The sequence below is a fragment of the Plantactinospora sp. KLBMP9567 genome (assembly GCF_033446045.1).
Lineage (GTDB): Bacteria > Actinomycetota > Actinomycetes > Mycobacteriales > Micromonosporaceae > Plantactinospora.
This window is the reverse complement of sequence record NZ_JAWQRR010000034.1, coordinates 187,806-205,166: the sequence shown is the minus strand read 5'-3', so window position 1 is coordinate 205,166 and position 17,361 is coordinate 187,806. Positions and strand designations below refer to the sequence as shown.

Sequence of the window (17,361 nt, the reverse complement as noted above, 5' to 3'; positions counted from 1 at the left end):
GGGGCGGGAACGCCGGGACAGGACGGTCGGGGGCTCGCATCCGGGCCGGTTACCAGTAGCGGCGCCTGGTGCCGACCATGACCAGCCCGACGGCCGAGATCACCAGGCCGAACAGTCCGGAGTACGCCAGTGAGCGCTGATAGCCCGGCGGCGGTCCGTCGGTGGACGGCGGTGGCCCGGCCCGCTGCTCCCCGGCGTCGTCGGGTTGGTGTTCCGGGGCGGTCAGAGGCCGATACGCACCCGGGCCGTCGTCCGAGGCGATGGCCGGGTCGGCGGTGCCGTCGGGGCCCGGTGTCTCCGGGTTGCCCTGGGCCGGCGGCCGGTGCCAGGGCCAGATGCGCCGGCCCGGCCAGCCCCGGTCGGTGGCGGTGGGCGGTGCGGAGGTGGCCGCCCCGCCGTGCCCGGAGGGGTCGGCGAGCCCCGGACCGGGTTCGGTACGCCCCGACTCGGCCGGCGACGTCGGGTTGGCGGCCGGGTGTCGTACGGAGGGCGGGCGGCTGGTGCCGGTGCCGCTCGCGCAGCCGGGCAGACCAGCGGTGATCAGGATCAGCAGCACGCTGACCCGCATGCTCCGACACGTCGTCCGGTGTCGGTCGGAGGTCTCAACTGCCATCGGCGGCTCCCAGGTTCGGGGCCCTCGACGACGTGCGGGTGGTGAACCCGTGGGGTGGATACGCCCAGTCTAGGGCGGTGACCGGGGTGTCATCCGGCCTTCGAGGAGATGCGCCTCAGCCGACCCGGACCCGCGCGGCGAACGCGCTGGAGTTGGTCCGAGCGGGCCGCAGGGCCTGCGGGTAGTTGTGCCGCCCGGCGTTGGTCTGGAGCTGACGCAGCCCGTTGACCTGCACGAATATCGACCGACGTTCGACCGCGTCGCCGCTCGGGTTGAGTTCGTAGCCGTCCAGCCAGACCCAGCCGTGGTAGGTCGGCCAGTCGTGCACCCGGATCACCCGGAAGTAGATGGGCGCGGCGAACTGGACGCTCGCCGCGCGGGTCACGTGCAGCACATCACCGGAGCGGGGAAGGGGCACAGCAGCTCCTGTCCGACTGGCGCCGGGCGGGGCCGGCGGAAGTGGCGGGCGGGGGTCTGGTGGGTGGTCCTGCGGCGGTTGGTCGGAGGCGCACCAGGGGCCGGTCGGCGTGGGGCGTCGGCCGGGGCGATGCGTCGTTGCCATCACATCGCCCCGGCCAACACCTGTCGACTCCGGGACGCGCCAGCCGCCGTAGCGGCCCTGGCATACAGCGGCGGGGGCTCTTACCCCGGAGCGGGGCTTCTCGCCGTACCGCCGGCACGACCGTCTCCACGGTCAGGCGAGAATGGGGGAGCATTGCGTCGCCTGACCAGAGGGGAACGCTGCGTAGCCCGAGCCATACGGACAGGGTGCATCAAGAACATGATCAATGCAAGTTGCAGTTTGCCCTTTGCTCCGGGATGGCGATAGTGGGCTGTGCGGCGCTTGATGCGCCGCGCGTGGAACCGGCAGACTGGACCCGGTTTCGGCCCCTGCGGCCGACAGGGTCATCGCTCCATCCGCCGCGAATGATCCCCCGCCGATGGCGGTCGAAGGCGCGGCGGCAATCCGACTCCCCAATTGATCGTCCGGAGGTGACCCGGTGACCGAGCGCCGGAGCCCGACCATCCGCCGTCGCCGGCTCGGAGCCGAGCTTCGCCAGCGCCGGGAGAAGGCCGGAGTCACGATCGAGGCCGTCGCCGAGTTGCTGGAGTGCTCCGCGTCCAAGGTGTCCCGGATCGAGACCGGCCACACCACGGCCACCGTCCGGGACGTCCGCGACATGCTCGGCATCTACGGCGTGACGGGCGCAGAGTGCGACGAGCTGATCCAGATTGCTCGGGAGGCCCGGCAGAAGGGCTGGTGGCATCCGTACAGTCCGGTACTCGCCGGGGCGTACGTCGGGCTGGAGGCGGCGGCCGCCTCGATCCGGGCGTACGAGCAGCAGACCGTGCCCGGGCTGTTGCAGACCGAGGAGTACGCCCAGGCGATGATCCGGTCCGCCCGGCCGGACTGGGTCGCCGAGGAAGTCGACCAGCGGGTCCGTGTCCGGTTGGGTCGTCAGTCGTTACTTGACCCGGACGATCCGATCGATCTGTGGGTGGTGCTCGATGAGGCGGTGATCAGCCGGCCGGTGGGCGGCGACGCGGTCATGCGGGCCCAGTTGGAGCGGCTGGTAGAGGCCGCTGACCTACCGAACGTCACGCTCCAGGTCCTGCCGTTCGACGCCGGTGCGCATGCCGGCATGGACGGCACTTTCACCATCCTCGGCTTCCCCGAACCGGGCGATCCAGACGTGGTGTACGCCGAAAATGCCACGGGCGGGCTTTTTCTGGAGAAGCGGGATGAACTACAGAAATACATATTCATCTTCGATCATATCCGCGCGGCAGCCCTACGCCCGGAGGAGTCCGTCGCGCTGATTTCGAAGTTGGCAGAGGAGCCATTGTGGAAGTGGAGACAAAGGGGTACCGCGTCGACCTGAGCGGGGCAGCCTGGCACAAGAGTTCGCGTAGCGGACCCAACTGTGACAACTGCGTCGAGGTGGCCTTCGCGGGCGGCGCGATCGCGGTACGCGATTCGAAGAACCGGAGCGGGCCCGCCCTGATCTTCACGCCCGACGAGTGGGACGCGTTCGTCGGCGGTGCCAAGGACGGCGAATTCGACCTGACCTGACGGTCACGAGAGCCGGCGACCAATAAACCTTCTTCAACCTCTCCGCGCGGTCCGCCGTGGCCGCAGGTGCAGGTCGGGGCGCACGTGCCGCGCCGTTCAGGTGGAAAAGGGTTCAACCCAGCGCGGTCACCCGGTCAGCGCCGAAGCTGCCCGGATGGCCGCGCTGGCTGCGTCGGTGCACGCGTCGAAGCCGCCGAACGCGTCTGCGTCGCCGGTGGCGTCCGACGACTCCGGCGCGGGCGGCGTCGCCGATCTCGAACGCTCCGGCCGGCCGTCGCCGCCGACCGGTCGGGTCGTTGTACCAGACGGCGGGAGTCGGCATGAGCGGCGCCGCAGGGGGTTCGCAAACCGAGCGAGGCAGGCGAGACGGATGACTATCGGGTCGGAGAATCTGGGCAACGGTTCCGCCAAGCCGGAACGGTTCGGCGGCAAGTACCGGGGGGCCCGCCGGGACACCAGCACCACCGTCGAGGAGGCGTCGGTCGACACCGACCTCGGGCCGTCGGAGGGTGCCCCGGCGGAGCGGGTCGCCGACCTGGGCGCCGGTCCGGCGTCGGCGAGCCCGCCGGAGCGTACGCCGACGTTGCCGTCGCTGGACATGGGTGGACTGACCGAACCGGTCTTCCCGCCGGCCGGCTGGCCGGACGTGCACACCGAGCCGCTGGTCGACCATCCGCTGCTGCGCGGACTGCTGCTGGAACTGCCGCCGAAGGGCGCCGTCCCCAACTCGCTCTGGCTCGACCGCTGGTTCGAGGCCGCCCGGGCGATCCTCGAACTGCTATACGTGCAGGACGCCAGCCGTACGCGATGAGCGCGACCGCACGGTGACCGCCCGCTCCACCAGGCGGCTGTGCCGCAGCGCGTGCCGTACCCCGATGGTGCCGACCGCGAGTACCGCCGCGGTGAGCACCACTCCGATCATGCCCGGACTCGTCAGTGGCACCAGACCGGTGGCGGTGACCAGCGCTGGCAGCATGACCAGACCGGTCACCTGCACCGGCAGCGCGATCATCGGATGAGCGGCGGCGGCGCGCAGCGCCGGTGGGGCCGGGGTCTCCGGCGCTCGCGCGAAGGCGCCCGTACCGACCCAGAGCTGCCGCAGCCGGCGTACCGTCACCGCCGCCACGACCACCGCGGGCACCGCCGGCAGCGCCAGCCCGACCGCGGTCCGGTCGGCGAGCGTCGGCTCCGCCTCCACCAGACCGGCCAGCAACACCCCGGCCAGCCCGGCCAGGCCGGATCCGACCAGCGCGAGCAGCAGTCCGGTGCGCCGGCGCAGTCGTCGCGCGGCCCGTAGCTGCGGCAAGCCCTCGACGACGAGACCTGCCGCGAGCCAGACGGCGGCCATCGCGAGCAGGATGACGAGGTCGGAATCCATGCCAACAGCCTTGCCCGATTTCCGGTCGGGCGAATCCGGGCCCGCCCCCACCGATTCCCGGAGAAGGCACCCGTAGGGGGTGTGGACTCGGCGCCCGACGCAGTGACAGTCATCTTTCCAGCCAGATAGAACGTTCGGGATCTACTGTTCCGCATCGGTTCTGACTAATGTCCAGCTCGATCGGTCGTGCTGACTCGTCACTCAACGGGGCGGGCTGTCGTGCACCGATCGGAGGGGAGGAGGGGAGATGAGTCTCCCTCGTAGGTCCGTTGTCGTCGGAGTGTCCACTCTGGCCATGATCGTCGCCGCGGCCGTGCCGGCCGCCGCGGCTCCACCGGAAGCACCGGTCCGGGGTGTCGGCGTCACGAACGCCGTCGCCGACAGCTACATCGTGGTGTTCAAGGACACCGCGGTCACCCGGGCCAACGTGTCAACGACGGCCCGGGGCCTGATCGGCAAGCACGGCGGCAAGGTGGGCCGCACCTACAGCGCCGCGCTGCGGGGCTTCGAGATCAGCGCCTCCGCACAGGCCGCGCGGCGGATCGCCGCCGACCCGAGCGTGGCGTACGTCGAGCAGAACAAGACGTTCCAGATCAGCGGCACCCAGCCGAACCCCCCGTCCTGGGGCCTCGATCGGATCGACCAGCGGAACCGGCCGCTGGACGGTTCGTACACCTACCCGAACACGGCGTCGAACGTGAACGCGTACGTCATCGACACCGGCATCCGGTTCAGCCACAGCGACTTCGGCGGCCGGGCGGTGAGCGGGTTCGACGCGATCGACGGGGGTTCCGCCGACGACTGCCACGGGCACGGTACGCACGTCGCCGGCACGGTCGGCGGTACCTCGTACGGGGTGGCCAAGGCGGCCCGGGTCTACGGCGTACGGGTGCTGAACTGCTCGGGCCAGGGCACCACCGCCCAGGTGGTCGCCGGGATGGACTGGGTCACCGCGAACGCGGTACGCCCGGCGGTGGCCAACATGAGCCTCGGCGGCGGGGCCGACAGCGCGATCGACACCGCGGTCAACAACTCCATCAACGCCGGCATCACCTACGTGGTGGCGGCCGGAAACGGCAATGTGCTCGGCGTGCGGCAGAACGCCTGCAACTACTCCCCGGCCCGGGTGCCGAACGCCATCACGGTCGGCGCCACCCAGAACAACGACGCGGCGGGCAGCTTCTCCAACTTCGGCACCTGCGTCGACATCCTGGCGCCGGGCGTCGGCATCACCTCCGCCTGGTCCACCGGCGACACCGCCACCAACACCATCAGCGGTACCTCGATGGCGTCGCCGCACGTGGCCGGTGCGGCGGCGATGGTGCTCTCCGCCAACCCGACCTGGTCGCCGCAGCAGGTCCGCGACTACCTGGTCGACAACTCCACGCCCGACGTGGTGACCAACCCGGGCACCGGCACCCCCAACCGGCTGCTCTACGTGGTCAACGAGGGCACCCCGGCCAACGACTTCTCGGTCTCGGTCTCGCCGGGCACCGGGTCGACGGCGCCGGGCGGCTCGGTGACGGCCACCGTCGGCACCGCCACCACGGCCGGCTCCGCGCAGTCGGTGACGCTCTCGGCGAGCGGCCTGCCGAGCGGCGCCACCGCCACGTTCAGCCCGGCCACGGTCACCTCGGGCGGCTCGTCCACGTTGACCATCGCCACCACCGGCAGCACCCCGCCCGGGACGTACCCGCTGACCATCACCGGCACCGGGGCGTCGACCACCCGGAGCACCAGCTACACCCTGACGGTGACCGGTACCAGCAGCGGCTGCGCGGCCAGCAACACGGCCGACGTGGCCATCCCGGACACCAACGTCAACGTGACGAGCGGGATCACCCTCTCCGGCTGCGCGCGGAACGCCTCCAGCGCGTCCACCGTGGCGGTGGAGATCGTGCACACCTACCGGGGTGACCTGGTCGTCGACCTGATCGCCCCGGACGGCAGCGCATACCGGCTGAAGAACAGCAGCATCTTCGACGGTGCCGACAACCTGAACGCGACGTACACCGTCAACCTCTCCTCGGAGCCGGGCAACGGCCTCTGGCGGTTGCAGGTGCGGGACGTCTACTCCGGGGACACCGGCTACATCAACGCCTGGACCCTGACCCTCTAGTGCGCTGACCCGCCAGCGAGCGGGCCCCCTCCCAGCCTGGGAGGGGGCCCGCTCTCGGTCGACGGACTACAGGGTACGCAGGTGGAAGCCGCCGTCCACGTCGATCACCTGACCGGTGCTGAACGGCAGCAGGTCGGTGGCGACCGCCACGACGGCCCGGCCGACGTCGTCCGGCTGCCCCCAGCGCCGGATCGGGGTCAGACCCTGGTTGAAGATCAGGTCGTCGTACCGGGCCTTGACCGGGCCGGTCATGTCGGTCTCGATCACGCCGGGCCGGATCTCGTAGACGTTGATCCCGTGCTCGGCCAGCCGGGCGGCGTAGAGCTGGGCGGTCATCGCCAGGCCGGCCTTGGTGACGCAGTAGTCGCCCCGGTTGACGCTGGCCGTGTAGGCGCTGATCGACGAGATCACCACGATCTTCGGCCGTTCGACCAGGTCGGCGGCCTGCTGCGCGATCATGGTGTTGGCGACGAGCTGGATCAGGAAGTACGGGCCCTTGAGGTTGATGTCGACCAGTCGGTCGAAGGACTCCTCCCCGGCCTCCAGCAGGTCCGCCCGGACGGTCGGCGCGACCCCGGCGTTGCTGACCAGCAGGTCGATCCGGCCGAACACGGTCGTCGTCTCGTCGACCAGGTGCCGCCGGTCCCCGGCTCGGGAGACGTCGGCCCGGACCAGGTGCGCCCGGCCGCCCCGGGCCGCCACCTCCTTGCCGACCTGTGCCGCCGCGTCGGCGTTGCTGGCGTAGTTGACCACCACGTCGTAGCCGGCGCCGGCCAGCGCCAGCACCACGCCGCGACCGATGCCGCGCGACCCGCCGGTCACCACCGCCACCGGACGCTCACTCATGCCGGCCCTCCGCTTCGCTCCGTGCCGTCATGAGGCTCATTCGCACTGAGCTGGCTGATTCGCTCGCTCCGCTCACTCATGCCGGCCCTCCGCTTCGCTCCGTGCCGTCATGAGGCTCATTCGCACTGAGCTGGCTGATTCGCTCGCTCCGCTCACTCATGCCGGCCCTCCGCTTCGCTCCGTGCCGTCATGAGGCTCATTCGCACTGAGCTGGCTGATTCGCTCGCTCCGCTCACTCATGCCGGCCCTCCGCTTCGCTCCGTGCCGTCATGAGGCTCATTCGCACTGAGCTGGCTGATTCGCTCGCTCACGCGATCACCCCTTCGGTCGGGCCGAAGAAGGTGTAGTACGGCTCGTCCCGGGCGATCCGCTGGAGATAGAGGGCCAGTTCCCGGGCGTGGTAGTCGCCCCACATGCTCGACTCGCCGTTCGGCACCCGCTGCCCGGCAGGCACGTGGTCCCAGCCGTTCGGGCGGTGGTAGACCGAGTGCAGCAGCAGGCCCTGGTGCCGGGCGTCGGTGCTCAGGTACGGCTCGCCGAAGAGCGTGTCGGCGACGGTCAGCCCGGCCTGCCAGTACTTCCGGCCCTCCTCGGTGCGGCCGGCCCGGTCGAGATAGTGGCCCAGCCGGAGCAGCCCCTGCGCGCCGATCGCCGCCGCCGAGGAGTCCACCGGCTCGTGCGCGTTGTACGGGTCCGCCGGCCGGTCCAGGTAGTCGCCGAGGTGGACCAGCCCGGGCGCCCCGGTGTCCCAGTACGGCACGCCGTCGGTGGGGGTGTGCGCCAGGTAGAAGTCGCAGGTGGCGGTGGCGGCGCGCAGCATCGTCGCCTCGACGGCGGCCCGGCCGCCGTACGGGGCCAGTTCGTCGTCCGCGAGCACGGCGAGGAACTCCAACTGCTCCGGGAAGCCGAGCATCGCCCAGGCCAGCCCCCGGGTCCAGGTGCTGAACGGCGAGTACCCCTGCTGGGTGCTGGGGCAGCGGTAGCTGCCGTCGTTCACGTTGAAGATCGACTCGTGCGCGGTCCGCCCGGGGATGTCGTAGCTGTCCCGGCCCTCGCCGTAGTAGACGTTCCACCGGGCGGTGTTGCCGGCGTGCTCGACCAGCCGGCGCAGCAGCGAGATCGGCTCGTCCCGCTCGCCCATCAGCACGTGCCCGAGCAGGTGCGACACGGCGAGCGCGCGGCAGGACCGGATGGTGTCGACGAAGAGCGACTGCGGCCCGTTGAACGAGTAGACGTAGCCGGTGCCGTCCGCGGTGGTACGCCACCGAGCCGCCTGCACTGCGCCGGTCAGCTTGAGCGCCAGCTCGTAGAAGTCCCGCTCGGCGCGGTCGGCCGGGATCCGCCCCTCGTTCATCAGCCGCCACAGGTTCCCGTACGTGCTGACGTTGTTGAACCCGTGGTCGTGTACGCCGATGTGGCTGACGTGGCTGGCCATCACCGCCACGGTCTGCTCCCGCCCGGAGTCGAGGAACCGCCGCTCGCCGGTGGCGTCGAACTGGAGCAGCGTGGCGCCGTACTGGAAGCCCTGGGTCCACTCGGTCCAGCCTCGCGCGGTGTACTGCCCCTCCACGGTGAAGACCGGCGAGGCGGCGCCGGTCGGGCAGGTCTTCTCGATCGAGTCGATTTTCTGGGCGGAGACCTCCCAGAGTCGATCGATCTTGGGTAGCAGCGCGGACGGGGTCAGGCCCTGGTCGATCCTCATCATCGGCCCAGCATAGGAAAGCGCTATCCCAAGCGACAGGGGCGGTACGCGTCCGGACCCCGCCGCGCGCCGGTCGATCCGGGTGCCCCCGACCTACTCCCGGACTCCGGCGAGCTGGGCGGCCGGAGTTCGCAGCGCCAGCACCGTCGGTACCAGGCTGGCCAGCACGGCGGCGAGCAGGCACCCGGCCGCGATCAGCGTGATCGGCAACCACGGGACGCTGATCTGCGGATGCGCCACCAACTCGGCCAGCCGGGCCCGCAGCCCGGCCAGCATCGCGGCGGCCACCAGCGCGGCGAGTGCCGTACCGGCCAGCCCGACCAGCACCGCCTCCAGGCCGATCATCCGCAGCACCTGCCCGGGCGTCGCGCCGGTCAACCGCAGCACCGCCAGCTCCCGGCGCCGGTCGTTGGTCGCCATCACCAGCGTGTTCGCGATCGCGATGCCGGTGTAGAGCAGCGCCATCCCGAGTACCGCCAGCAGTGCGACCCGGTTCCGCTCGTACTGCACGGCGTCCCCCACCACCAGGTGCTCGGCGGTCGGCAGCACCCGCCCGCCACCGGCGACGGCCGCCGCGTCGAGCGCCGCCGGATCGCCGCCGTCCAGGTAGACGACGTCAGCCCCGCCACCGGGCTGGTGCGCCCGGCCCAGCTCCCAGGGCAGCAGCAGCGTCCGGTCCAGGTCGATCGAGTCGGCGAGTACGGCCACCACCCGCAGTCGTACCTCGGTCGTGTCGGCGAGCCACACCTGGACCCGGTCGCCGACCCGCCAGCCCATCGACCGGCTCACCGCCACGGTGTCCGTACCGGTCAGCCCGTCGACCGAACCCGCCACGACCGGCAGTCGCAGCACCCGGTCCAGCCCCGCCCCGACGTACCGGGCGGAGTACTCCTCGGCGTAGTCGTCGCTGCGGACGTACACCTCGCCCGACCGGCTCGGGACGGCGGCCCGCACCCCGGCGACCCGGCCGAGCGCCGCGACCGTCGGCTCGGCCAGCCCGACCGGGCCGCTCGCGGTCGCCACGGCGCCGGCCGTGACCCGCTCCCGGGCGGAACGCTGCTCGGCCTGCCAGAGCGTCGCGGTCAGCGGCAGGGTGGTGGCCGCGATGCCGACGGTGACCAGGATCGGCGTGGCGGTGGCGGAGGTCCGGCGCAGCGCGCTCAGCGCATTCGACCGGGCGAGCATGCCGGTCTGCCCCCGCAGCGGAGCGCCGAGCAACGGCACGAGCACCCGGATCAGCACCGGTGCGAGCAGCCCGGCAGCGGCCAGGGCCAACTGGGCGACCAGCATGATCATGGCCAGGCCGTCCGAGACCCCGATCTCCGGCAGGGCGGTGAGCAGCAGCACCGCACCGCCGAGGAAGAGCAGCCCGAACAGCCACCGTCCCCAGCCCATCACCCGGGTGTCGACCGACGCCTCGCGCAGCGCCTCGACCGGGCGTACCCGGGCCGCCCGCCGGGCGGCGACCCCGGCGCCGAGCAGTGCGACCAGCAGACCGACCCCGGAGGCGGCGAGCAGCGGCCAGAGGATGAACCGGGCCGTGAAGTTCTCCGGTGCGAAGCCGGACCGGGCCAGCCAGTGCGCGTACGGCGGCGCGGTGACCAGACTGAGCGCGCTGCCGGCCAGCCCGGCCAGCACCCCGACGAGTACCGCCTCGCCGAGCACCAGCCGGCGGATCTGCCGGGGCGTGGCCCCGGTGGTACGCAGCAGGGCGAACTCGCGCCGGCGCTGGGCGACCGCGAACGAGAAGGTACCCGCGACCACGAAGACCGAGACGAAGGTGGCCACCCCGGCGGTGGTACCCAGCAGTGAGGCCGCGATGGCCAGCTCGTCGCCGTCCGGATCCGGCTCGGCGGCGCGCCGCTCGTCACCGGTGAGTACCCGGAACCCGGGCGCGGCGGCGCGGACCCGCTCCGCCAGCGTGCCGGCGGAGATCCCGTCGCCGGCCCGGAGCGCCACCGCGGTGATCCGGTCACCGGCCAGCGCGGCGGCGGTCCGGTCGGTGAGAAAGGCGAGAGCCGGCGCGTCCTCGTCCGCCGCCCCGGAGACCGGCGCCAGCACCCCGCTGACGGTGAACGTCCGTGGCCCGTCCGGGGTCTGCACCGGGATCCGGTCACCCGGCCGGTGCCCGCCCGGCGAGGTCGACACCACCTCGCCGTCCACCGTGGGCGGCCGGCCCGACAGCGGGCCGTACCCGCCCAGCGCCGCAGCCGACCATGGTCGGGCGATTCCGGCGGTGCCGGCCAGGTCCACCGGGACCTGACGGTCGGGTACCGCCGAGGCGACCCCCGGCACCGCGCCCAGCCGGGCCACCAGCTCGGCCGGCACCGGCCGCGAGTACGCCGTACCCGTGGTCGAGGTGTACCGCTCGTCGCCGGTACCCGTGCTGACGCTGATCGCCTTCGGCCCGGTCAGCACCACGTCGGCGTTCCGGTACCACTGGGCGGCCCGGTCCGTGCCGGTGACGCTGGCCGCCAGGGTGAGCCCGGTGGTGGCCAGCAGGCAGACGCCGAGACAGAGCGCGACGAAGGTGCCGACGAACGCCGTCCAGCGGCTCCGGAACGTCTGGCCGGCGAGCGTCAGCACGGCGCGACCCGTTCCGGCCCGACCGCTCCGAGCCGATCCCATCCAGGCCGGTCCCATCCGAGCCGGTCCGGCTCCGGGGCGGCGGCCTCGGGTACGGCCGGTTCCAGGGCGGTCATCCGCTCCGCCACCGCCGATGCGGTTGGTTGGCGCAGTTCGTCGGCAATCCGACCGTCGGCGAGGAAGACCACCCGGTCGGCGTACCCGGCCGCCACCGGATCGTGGGTGACCATCACGATCGTCTGCCCGGCCCGGTCCACCTGCCCGCGCAGCAGCCGCAGCACCTCGCGTCCGGCCGTCGAGTCCAGCGCGCCGGTCGGCTCGTCCGCGAAGAGCACCCGGGGACGGGTGATCAGCGCGCGGGCGATCGCGACCCGCTGCTGCTGGCCTCCGGAGAGCTGGGCCGGCCGGTGCCTGGCCCGTCCGGCCAGCCCCACCGTGGCGAGCGCGGCCCGGACGTCGCCCCGGCGCGGCCGGCGCCCGGCCAGCCGCAGCGGCAGTGCCACGTTCTGCTCGGCGGTGAGCGCGGAAAGCAGGTTGAAGGACTGGAACACGAAACCGATGGCGTCCCGGCGCAGCAGCGTCAGCTTCGTCTCGGAGAGCCCACCGAGGTCGACGTCGCCGACGGTGACGCTGCCGGCGGTCGGCCGGTCCAGGCCGGCCGCACACTGCAACAGCGTGCTCTTGCCGGAACCCGACGGGCCCATCACCGCCGTGAACGTGCCGCTGGCGAAACCGAGGGTTACCCGGTCCAGCGCGGTGACCGCGCTGTCGCCCGAGCCGTACCGTCTGCTGACCTCCGCCAGCCGCACCGCGTCCATAGCAGCGAGTCAATCGGACCGGACACCCCGAAACACTCCCGGCGGCCGGCCTCTCCCGGGTAGGGGCAGCCCTACCCGGACACGGACGGGCCGGTCAGACCGCGAAGGTGGCCGGGCGGTCGTTCGCCGGGGCTGGCGGGGTGGCCTTCCAGATGCCGAGCCGCTGCGCGGTCAGCCGGGCCACGTACGCCGGGTTGAGCACCATGTAGCGGCGGAACAGGCGCTTCGGCTCCAGGCCGAACCGCCACAGCCACTCCAGGCCGACCCGCTGCATCCACGGCGGCGGCTTGCGGAGCAGGCCGGCGTGGTAGTCGAAGGCCGCACCGACCGCCATCAGCGGCATGTCGAGCAGCGGCCGCATGGCGTACGCGAAGATCTCCTGCCGGGGGCAGCCGAGCCCGACCAGCACGAGCCGGGCCCCGGAGGAGCGGATCCGGTCGGCGATCTCGGCGTCCTCGCCCGGCCGGGCCGGCCGGAACTTCGACGACTCGACCCCGGCGATCTTCAGGGCCGGGAACATCCGCTCCAGTTCCGGGATCAGCCGGGCGAGGGTGGAGTCGGTGGAGCCGTAGAGATAGACCGGCATGCCCTCGTCGGCGAACCTCGCCAGCACGCTCAGCGTCAGGTCGGGCCCGTAGACCCGTTCGGCCAGGGCGGCGCGGTGCAACAGGTTGAGCGCCCACCGCACGGGCTGCCCGTCCGGGGTGACCACGTCGAAGGCGTTGAGCCGGGCGTTGTGCGCCGGATCGAGTACCCCGGTCATCACCCCGTGTACGGCCAGCGCGGTCAGCGCCATCGGCCGGCGCTCCCGCCCGGCGGCCACCACCTGCTCGGTCGCGGCTTCGTAGTCGACCGCGTCGACCAGGACACCGAGCACGTTCCGCTTACCCCGCGAGATCACGCCTTCTCCCCGCCCTGCGGTACCCACTTGTCGACGTTGGCGGCGTAGATCTCCTGGAGGATCATCGGCACGTCGTAGATCTGCTTCCAGTGCGGGTAGTCGCGCTGGAAGGCGGCGTTGGAGCCGATCCACCACTGGTGGTCGCCGACCCGGTTGGCCTCGTGGTATTCGGTGACCATCTCCTGCCCGGTGATCTGCTCGGCCAGCGCGAACGCCTCCAGGTGCGAGCAGTTCGAGTGCCGCCCGCCGCCGAGGTTGTAGACCGCGGCCGAGCGGGGCTCCCGGAAGAACGCCTCGAAGGCGGCGACCACGTCGTGGCTGTGGATCGCATCCCGGACCATCTTGCCCTTGTATCCGAAGATCTTGTATGTCCGGCGCTCCATGTTGCAGCGCATCACGTACGCCAGGAAGCCGTGCAGCTCGGTGGCGGAGTGCGCCGGACCGGTCAGCGTGCCGCCCCGGAAGCAGGCGGTCTTCATGCCGAAGTAGCGACCGTACTCCTGCACCATCACGTCCGCGGCGACCTTGGAGGCGCCGAAGACCGAGTGCAGCGAGGCGTCGATCGACATGTCCTCCTTGATGCCGTCGAAGTACGGGTGGTCCGCCGCGAGTTCCCAGCGGGTCTCCTGCTCGACCAGCGGGAGGCTGTTCGGCCGGTCGCCGTAGACCTTGTTGGTGGAGCAGTGGATCACCGGCGCGTCGATGCAGTGCTCGCGGACGTTCTGCAGGACGTTCAGCGTGCCGCCCGCGTTCACGTCGAAGTCGGTGTACGGGTCGCGCAGGGCCCAGTCGTGTGAGGGCTGTGCGGCGGTGTGGATCACCACGCCGATGTCCCGGCCGTACCGCCGGAAGATCTCGGCCAGCGCGTCCCGGTCGCGGATGTCCACGTCGTGGTGCGTGTACGCGTCGCCGAGGTCACTGGTGAGCCGCAGCACGTTCCACGCGGTGGACGCCTCCGGGCCGAAGAACCGCCGACGCATGTCGTTGTCGATTCCGACCACGTCCAGGCCGAGCCCGGCGAAGTGCCGGGCCGCCTCGGATCCGATCAGGCCGCCGGATCCGGTCACCAACGCGACTGTCACACGTCACTCCTGGTTCGCCCTGGGGTCGGAAACCACCGGAGCATAGCGCGGTGGCGCCTTTGCCCCGATATGAACGAGGGGCCCCGTGTCACCACGGAGCCCCTCGAAGCGGTGGGGAAGGGGGGAGTTGAACCCCCACGCCCTTTCGGGCACACGGACCTGAACCGTGCGCGTCTGCCATTCCGCCACTTCCCCTTGCGAGGCGTGACCCGCGTCGCTCCGTGCCCGATCGACGAAAGGACTCGGACCAACCCGGCTCATCCTCGAGCGCGCCACAGGACAATAACAATCACGTCCGGAGCCCGCTCTTCGGCATGTGCCGGGACATACTACGCTGTCCCTACTGCCGCTGCGGCCGTTACCGTCCGCAGCGGATGGAAGAGTAGCACGACCAACCCCGGCCGCTGAGGAGAGGCCGGCTGCAGGCGGCCGAGCGGCGTGCGAGCCGCACGTGCGGCGGCCGGATACCATCATGTCCTCGGAACCCGAGGAGGAGCCGGTGAGCGTGCTGCAACGCTTTGAGAAGCGTCTGGAGGGCCTGGTCGAGGGGGCCTTCGCAAAGGTGTTCAAAGGGGTCGTGCACCCTGTCGAGATCCTCAACGCGATGCAGCGGGAGGCAGAGGCGCACAAGGCGATCCTCGCCGGTGGGCGCACCCTGGTACCCAACCGCTACGTGATCGATCTCTCACCGTACGACCACAGTCGGCTGGCGCCGTACGCCGCCGCGCTGGCCCAGGAGCTGGCCCAGTCGCAGGCGGAGTTCATCGGCGAGCAGGCGTGGACGGTCTACGGCGACGTCATCGTCGAGATCGAGCGTGGGGACGGTCTCGACACCGGGATGTTCCGGGTCACCGCCGAGGTCTACACGGGCGGCGACGTCGCACCGGTGCACCAGTCGCCATACGACCAGCAGCCGGGTGGCTACCCGCCGTACGACCAGGGCGGTGGCTACGGCCCACCGCCGGGACACGGCGCCGGTGGTCGCAACATCCGGCTCGTCTCCGGCGACGGCCGCACCTATCCGTTGCAGATGGGTTCGACCGTGATCGGCCGGGGTGACCAGGCGAACCTGCGGCTGCCGGACGTCGGCATCTCCCGCCGGCACGCCCGGCTCGACTTCGACGGTGCCCAGGTGGTGCTGACCGATCTCGGGTCGACCAACGGCACCATGGTCAACGGGCAGCGGGTCTCCGCCGTGGCGCTCAACCCGGGCGACATGATCCAGCTCGGCACCACCACCCTGACCTTCCGCGTGGACGGCTAACCACCTTGCCCCCATTTGTTATCACCGTTGCCCGGATCGGCTTCATCGTCCTGCTGTGGATCTTCGTCTTCACGGTGGTCGGGGTGATCCGTCGGGACCTCTTCGCCGGCGCGAGGTCCAGTCGCCTCGTCGCCGCACCGCGCGGGGTGGGGGCCGCGCTGGGACAGAACAAACCGGCGAAGGTCAAACGGGGCCGGGCGGCGCACCAGTTGGTCGTCACCGGGGGCCAACTCGCCGGTACGCGGATCACGCTCGGCGAAGCACAGATCACCATCGGCCGAGCGGAGGACTCCACGCTGGTGATCACCGACGACTACGCCTCGGCCCGGCACGCCCGGCTCGTGCCCCGATCCGGGCAGTGGTTCGTCGAAGATCTCGGCTCGACTAACGGGACCTACCTCGATCGCGCTAAGGTCACCGGACCTACCCCCGTCCCCCTCGGCGTGCCGATCCGGATCGGCCGCACTTCTCTCGAATTACGGCCATGACTCTGACCCTGCGTTACGCGGCGCACAGCGACCGCGGGCTGATCCGAGACGGCAACCAGGATTCCGTCTATGCCGGGCCACGGCTTCTCGCCGTGGCCGACGGCATGGGTGGGATGGCCGCCGGTGACGTCGCCAGCAACATCGTCATCGGTGCCATGGCCCCGCTCGACGAGGACGTCCCTGGTGACGCCCTTGTCGACGCGCTGCGTTCGGCCGTGGACACCGCCAACCAACAGTTGCGCGACACGGTGGACGCCAATCCGCAGCTCGAGGGGATGGGCACCACGCTCACCGCTCTGCTCTTCTCGGGCAGCAAGATCGGCATGGTGCACGTCGGTGACTCCCGTGCCTATCTGCTCCGCGACGACGAGTTCGCCCAGATCACCAAGGACGACACGTACGTCCAGATGCTGGTCGACGAGGGCCGGATCAGCCTGGAGGAGGCGAGCAGCCACCCGCAGCGGTCGCTGCTCACCCGGGCGCTGGACGGTCGCGACATCGACCCCGAATACTCCGTACGCCAGGTCCGCACCGGTGACCGCTACCTGATCTGCAGCGACGGGCTCTCCGGCGTGGTGAGCGCGGAGACCATCGCGGACACCATGCGCAACCTCAAGGACCCCCAGGCGTGCGTCGAGCGGCTGGTGCAGCTCGCCCTCCGGGGCGGCGGTCCGGACAACATCACCGTGATCATCGCGGACGCCAGCGACCAGGACATCCTGGAGGCGGCCCCGATAGTCGGCGGTGCGGCCGCCCGAGACCGCGGCATGGCGACCTCGGCCGACGACTCGACGCCGGCCGCCCGGGCCTCGGCGCTCTCCCCGCCGCGCCCGGCCAGCCCGGATCCGGCCGAGCCCGAACCGGTCGGCGACGACGAGTCCGAGCGTCCGCGCCGGCATCCGCTGCGTACCGCCGTGATCGTGGTGGCGCTGCTCGGGGTGGTCGGCGCGGGACTCTGGTTCGGCTGGGACTACACCCAGCGGCAATATTATGTCGGTGCCACCGACGACGGTCAGCTCGCGGTCTTCCAGGGCGTTCCGGGCCGGATCGCCGGGCTCGACCTGTCGAACGTGCACGCGACCAGCCCGACGAAGCTGGACGACCTGACCGACGCCGCCCAGGAGCAGGTGAAGCAGGGCATCCAGGCAGCCGACGAGCCGGACGCGGAACGCCGGCTCGCCGAGCTGACCAACGAGGACCCGGGCAACCCCAACCTGAAGCCGCTCTGCCCGCCGAGCGCCACACCCGGTCCGACCCCCACGCCGAGCGCCACCACGCCGACCCCGTCCGCGCCCACTCCTACCCCCGGCCAGACCGTGCGGGCGACTGCCACTCCGGCGGACACGCCCGACGCGCCACCGTCCGACCCGATCCCGCCGGTCACCGACCCCGCGGGATGCCGGTCGATCGAGTGAGCGTCAGCTCCGACGATCCGAGGGAACTCACGTGACCGCCCCGCCTGGATCGGCATCGACGCCCGCACCAACGGG

At 71.5% G+C, this 17,361-nt stretch carries 16 protein-coding genes and 1 tRNA gene; 7 read left to right on the top strand and 10 right to left on the bottom strand.

What is annotated here, in order from left to right; all coding sequences use genetic code 11:
• Positions 1-49: 49 nt before the first annotated feature.
• Both R6Y94_RS26145 and R6Y94_RS26140 read right to left on the bottom strand, forming a co-directional pair.
• Positions 50-568 (bottom strand): hypothetical protein, encoded by a 519-nt coding sequence (locus R6Y94_RS26145; protein WP_318398490.1) that lies wholly within the window; start codon positions 566-568, stop codon positions 50-52.
• Positions 569-728: 160 nt separating this feature from the next.
• Positions 729-1,031, bottom strand: a complete 303-nt coding sequence (locus R6Y94_RS26140) for a hypothetical protein (RefSeq protein WP_318398489.1) — start codon at positions 1,029-1,031, stop codon at positions 729-731.
• Positions 1,032-1,614: 583 nt separating this feature from the next.
• Between R6Y94_RS26140 and R6Y94_RS26135 the strand changes: the two genes are divergently transcribed.
• The 3 genes from R6Y94_RS26135 to R6Y94_RS26125 all read left to right on the top strand — a co-directional run bounded on the left by R6Y94_RS26135 (position 1,615) and on the right by R6Y94_RS26125 (position 3,498).
• Positions 1,615-2,496 (top strand): helix-turn-helix domain-containing protein, encoded by an 882-nt coding sequence (locus R6Y94_RS26135; RefSeq protein WP_107263184.1) that lies wholly within the window; start codon positions 1,615-1,617, stop codon positions 2,494-2,496.
• Entirely contained in the window at positions 2,466-2,687 is a 222-nt protein-coding gene (locus tag R6Y94_RS26130; protein ID WP_318398532.1) for a DUF397 domain-containing protein, read from the top strand. The genes R6Y94_RS26135 and R6Y94_RS26130 overlap by 31 nt, the downstream gene beginning before the upstream one ends.
• 370 nt (positions 2,688-3,057) lie before the next feature.
• On the top strand, positions 3,058-3,498 hold the full coding sequence (locus tag R6Y94_RS26125) for a hypothetical protein (protein ID WP_318398488.1): 441 nt from the start codon (positions 3,058-3,060) through the stop codon (positions 3,496-3,498).
• Here R6Y94_RS26125 and R6Y94_RS26120 read toward each other — a convergent pair.
• Positions 3,466-4,065 carry a hypothetical protein gene (locus R6Y94_RS26120; RefSeq protein ID WP_318398487.1) on the bottom strand — a complete coding sequence of 200 codons (600 nt, stop codon included), beginning with the start codon at positions 4,063-4,065 and terminating at the stop codon, positions 3,466-3,468. The two genes, R6Y94_RS26125 and R6Y94_RS26120, sit on opposite strands and share 33 nt — an antisense overlap.
• A 247-nt stretch (positions 4,066-4,312) precedes the next feature.
• On the opposite strand from R6Y94_RS26120, the gene R6Y94_RS26115 reads away from it, so the two are divergent.
• Entirely contained in the window at positions 4,313-6,184 is a 1,872-nt protein-coding gene (locus R6Y94_RS26115) for a S8 family peptidase (protein WP_318398486.1), read from the top strand.
• A 66-nt stretch (positions 6,185-6,250) separates the two neighbouring features.
• On the opposite strand, the gene R6Y94_RS26110 is transcribed toward R6Y94_RS26115, so the two are convergent.
• From R6Y94_RS26110 to R6Y94_RS26080, 7 genes are all read right to left on the bottom strand, one after another.
• Complete coding sequence (locus tag R6Y94_RS26110; RefSeq protein WP_318398485.1) at positions 6,251-7,030, bottom strand: 3-ketoacyl-ACP reductase; 780 nt, start codon at positions 7,028-7,030, stop codon at positions 6,251-6,253.
• Between the two features lie 307 nt (positions 7,031-7,337).
• Positions 7,338-8,735: a hypothetical protein gene (locus tag R6Y94_RS26105; RefSeq protein WP_318398484.1), complete on the bottom strand. Its 1,398-nt coding sequence runs from the start codon at positions 8,733-8,735 to the stop codon at positions 7,338-7,340.
• Between the two features lie 90 nt (positions 8,736-8,825).
• Positions 8,826-11,318: an ABC transporter permease gene (locus R6Y94_RS26100; protein ID WP_318398483.1), complete on the bottom strand. Its 2,493-nt coding sequence runs from the start codon at positions 11,316-11,318 to the stop codon at positions 8,826-8,828.
• Entirely contained in the window at positions 11,312-12,136 is an 825-nt protein-coding gene (locus R6Y94_RS26095) for an ABC transporter ATP-binding protein (RefSeq protein WP_318398482.1), read from the bottom strand. The genes R6Y94_RS26100 and R6Y94_RS26095 overlap by 7 nt, the downstream gene beginning before the upstream one ends.
• Before the next feature lie 94 nt (positions 12,137-12,230).
• Positions 12,231-13,037 carry a WecB/TagA/CpsF family glycosyltransferase gene (locus tag R6Y94_RS26090; protein ID WP_318398481.1) on the bottom strand — a complete coding sequence of 269 codons (807 nt, stop codon included), beginning with the start codon at positions 13,035-13,037 and terminating at the stop codon, positions 12,231-12,233.
• Positions 13,034-14,119, bottom strand: coding sequence for an NAD-dependent epimerase/dehydratase family protein (locus R6Y94_RS26085; protein ID WP_318398480.1), 1,086 nt, complete (start codon positions 14,117-14,119; stop codon positions 13,034-13,036). The genes R6Y94_RS26090 and R6Y94_RS26085 overlap by 4 nt, the downstream gene beginning before the upstream one ends.
• A gap of 112 nt (positions 14,120-14,231) precedes the next feature.
• A tRNA-Leu gene (locus R6Y94_RS26080) sits at positions 14,232-14,314 on the bottom strand.
• Positions 14,315-14,591: 277 nt separating this feature from the next.
• On the opposite strand from R6Y94_RS26080, the gene R6Y94_RS26075 reads away from it, so the two are divergent.
• Genes R6Y94_RS26075 through R6Y94_RS26065 form a run of 3 tightly spaced genes read left to right on the top strand, consistent with a single transcriptional unit; the run spans position 14,592 to position 17,286 of the window.
• Positions 14,592-15,383 carry a DUF3662 and FHA domain-containing protein gene (locus tag R6Y94_RS26075; RefSeq protein WP_318398479.1) on the top strand — a complete coding sequence of 264 codons (792 nt, stop codon included), beginning with the start codon at positions 14,592-14,594 and terminating at the stop codon, positions 15,381-15,383.
• 5 nt (positions 15,384-15,388) lie between these two features.
• Positions 15,389-15,871 (top strand): FHA domain-containing protein, encoded by a 483-nt coding sequence (locus tag R6Y94_RS26070; protein WP_107263173.1) that lies wholly within the window; start codon positions 15,389-15,391, stop codon positions 15,869-15,871.
• Positions 15,868-17,286: a PP2C family protein-serine/threonine phosphatase gene (locus tag R6Y94_RS26065; RefSeq protein ID WP_318398478.1), complete on the top strand. Its 1,419-nt coding sequence runs from the start codon at positions 15,868-15,870 to the stop codon at positions 17,284-17,286. Before R6Y94_RS26070 ends, R6Y94_RS26065 begins: the two co-directional genes overlap by 4 nt.
• Positions 17,287-17,361: the final 75 nt, after the last annotated feature.

Excerpts from the sequence above, each read along its gene's own strand:
- R6Y94_RS26145 (WP_318398490.1), bottom strand. The coding sequence starts at position 568 with ATGCGGGTCAGCGTGCTGCTGATCCTGATCACCGCTGGTCTGCCCGGC.
- R6Y94_RS26125 (WP_318398488.1), top strand. The coding sequence starts at position 3,058 with ATGACTATCGGGTCGGAGAATCTGGGCAACGGTTCCGCCAAGCCGGAA.
- R6Y94_RS26120 (WP_318398487.1), bottom strand. The coding sequence starts at position 4,065 with ATGGATTCCGACCTCGTCATCCTGCTCGCGATGGCCGCCGTCTGGCTC.
- R6Y94_RS26115 (WP_318398486.1), top strand. The coding sequence starts at position 4,313 with ATGAGTCTCCCTCGTAGGTCCGTTGTCGTCGGAGTGTCCACTCTGGCC.
- R6Y94_RS26110 (WP_318398485.1), bottom strand. The coding sequence starts at position 7,030 with ATGAGTGAGCGTCCGGTGGCGGTGGTGACCGGCGGGTCGCGCGGCATC.
- R6Y94_RS26105 (WP_318398484.1), bottom strand. The coding sequence starts at position 8,735 with ATGATGAGGATCGACCAGGGCCTGACCCCGTCCGCGCTGCTACCCAAG.
- R6Y94_RS26095 (WP_318398482.1), bottom strand. The coding sequence starts at position 12,136 with ATGGACGCGGTGCGGCTGGCGGAGGTCAGCAGACGGTACGGCTCGGGC.
- R6Y94_RS26075 (WP_318398479.1), top strand. The coding sequence starts at position 14,592 with ATGTCCTCGGAACCCGAGGAGGAGCCGGTGAGCGTGCTGCAACGCTTT.
- R6Y94_RS26065 (WP_318398478.1), top strand. The coding sequence starts at position 15,868 with ATGACTCTGACCCTGCGTTACGCGGCGCACAGCGACCGCGGGCTGATC.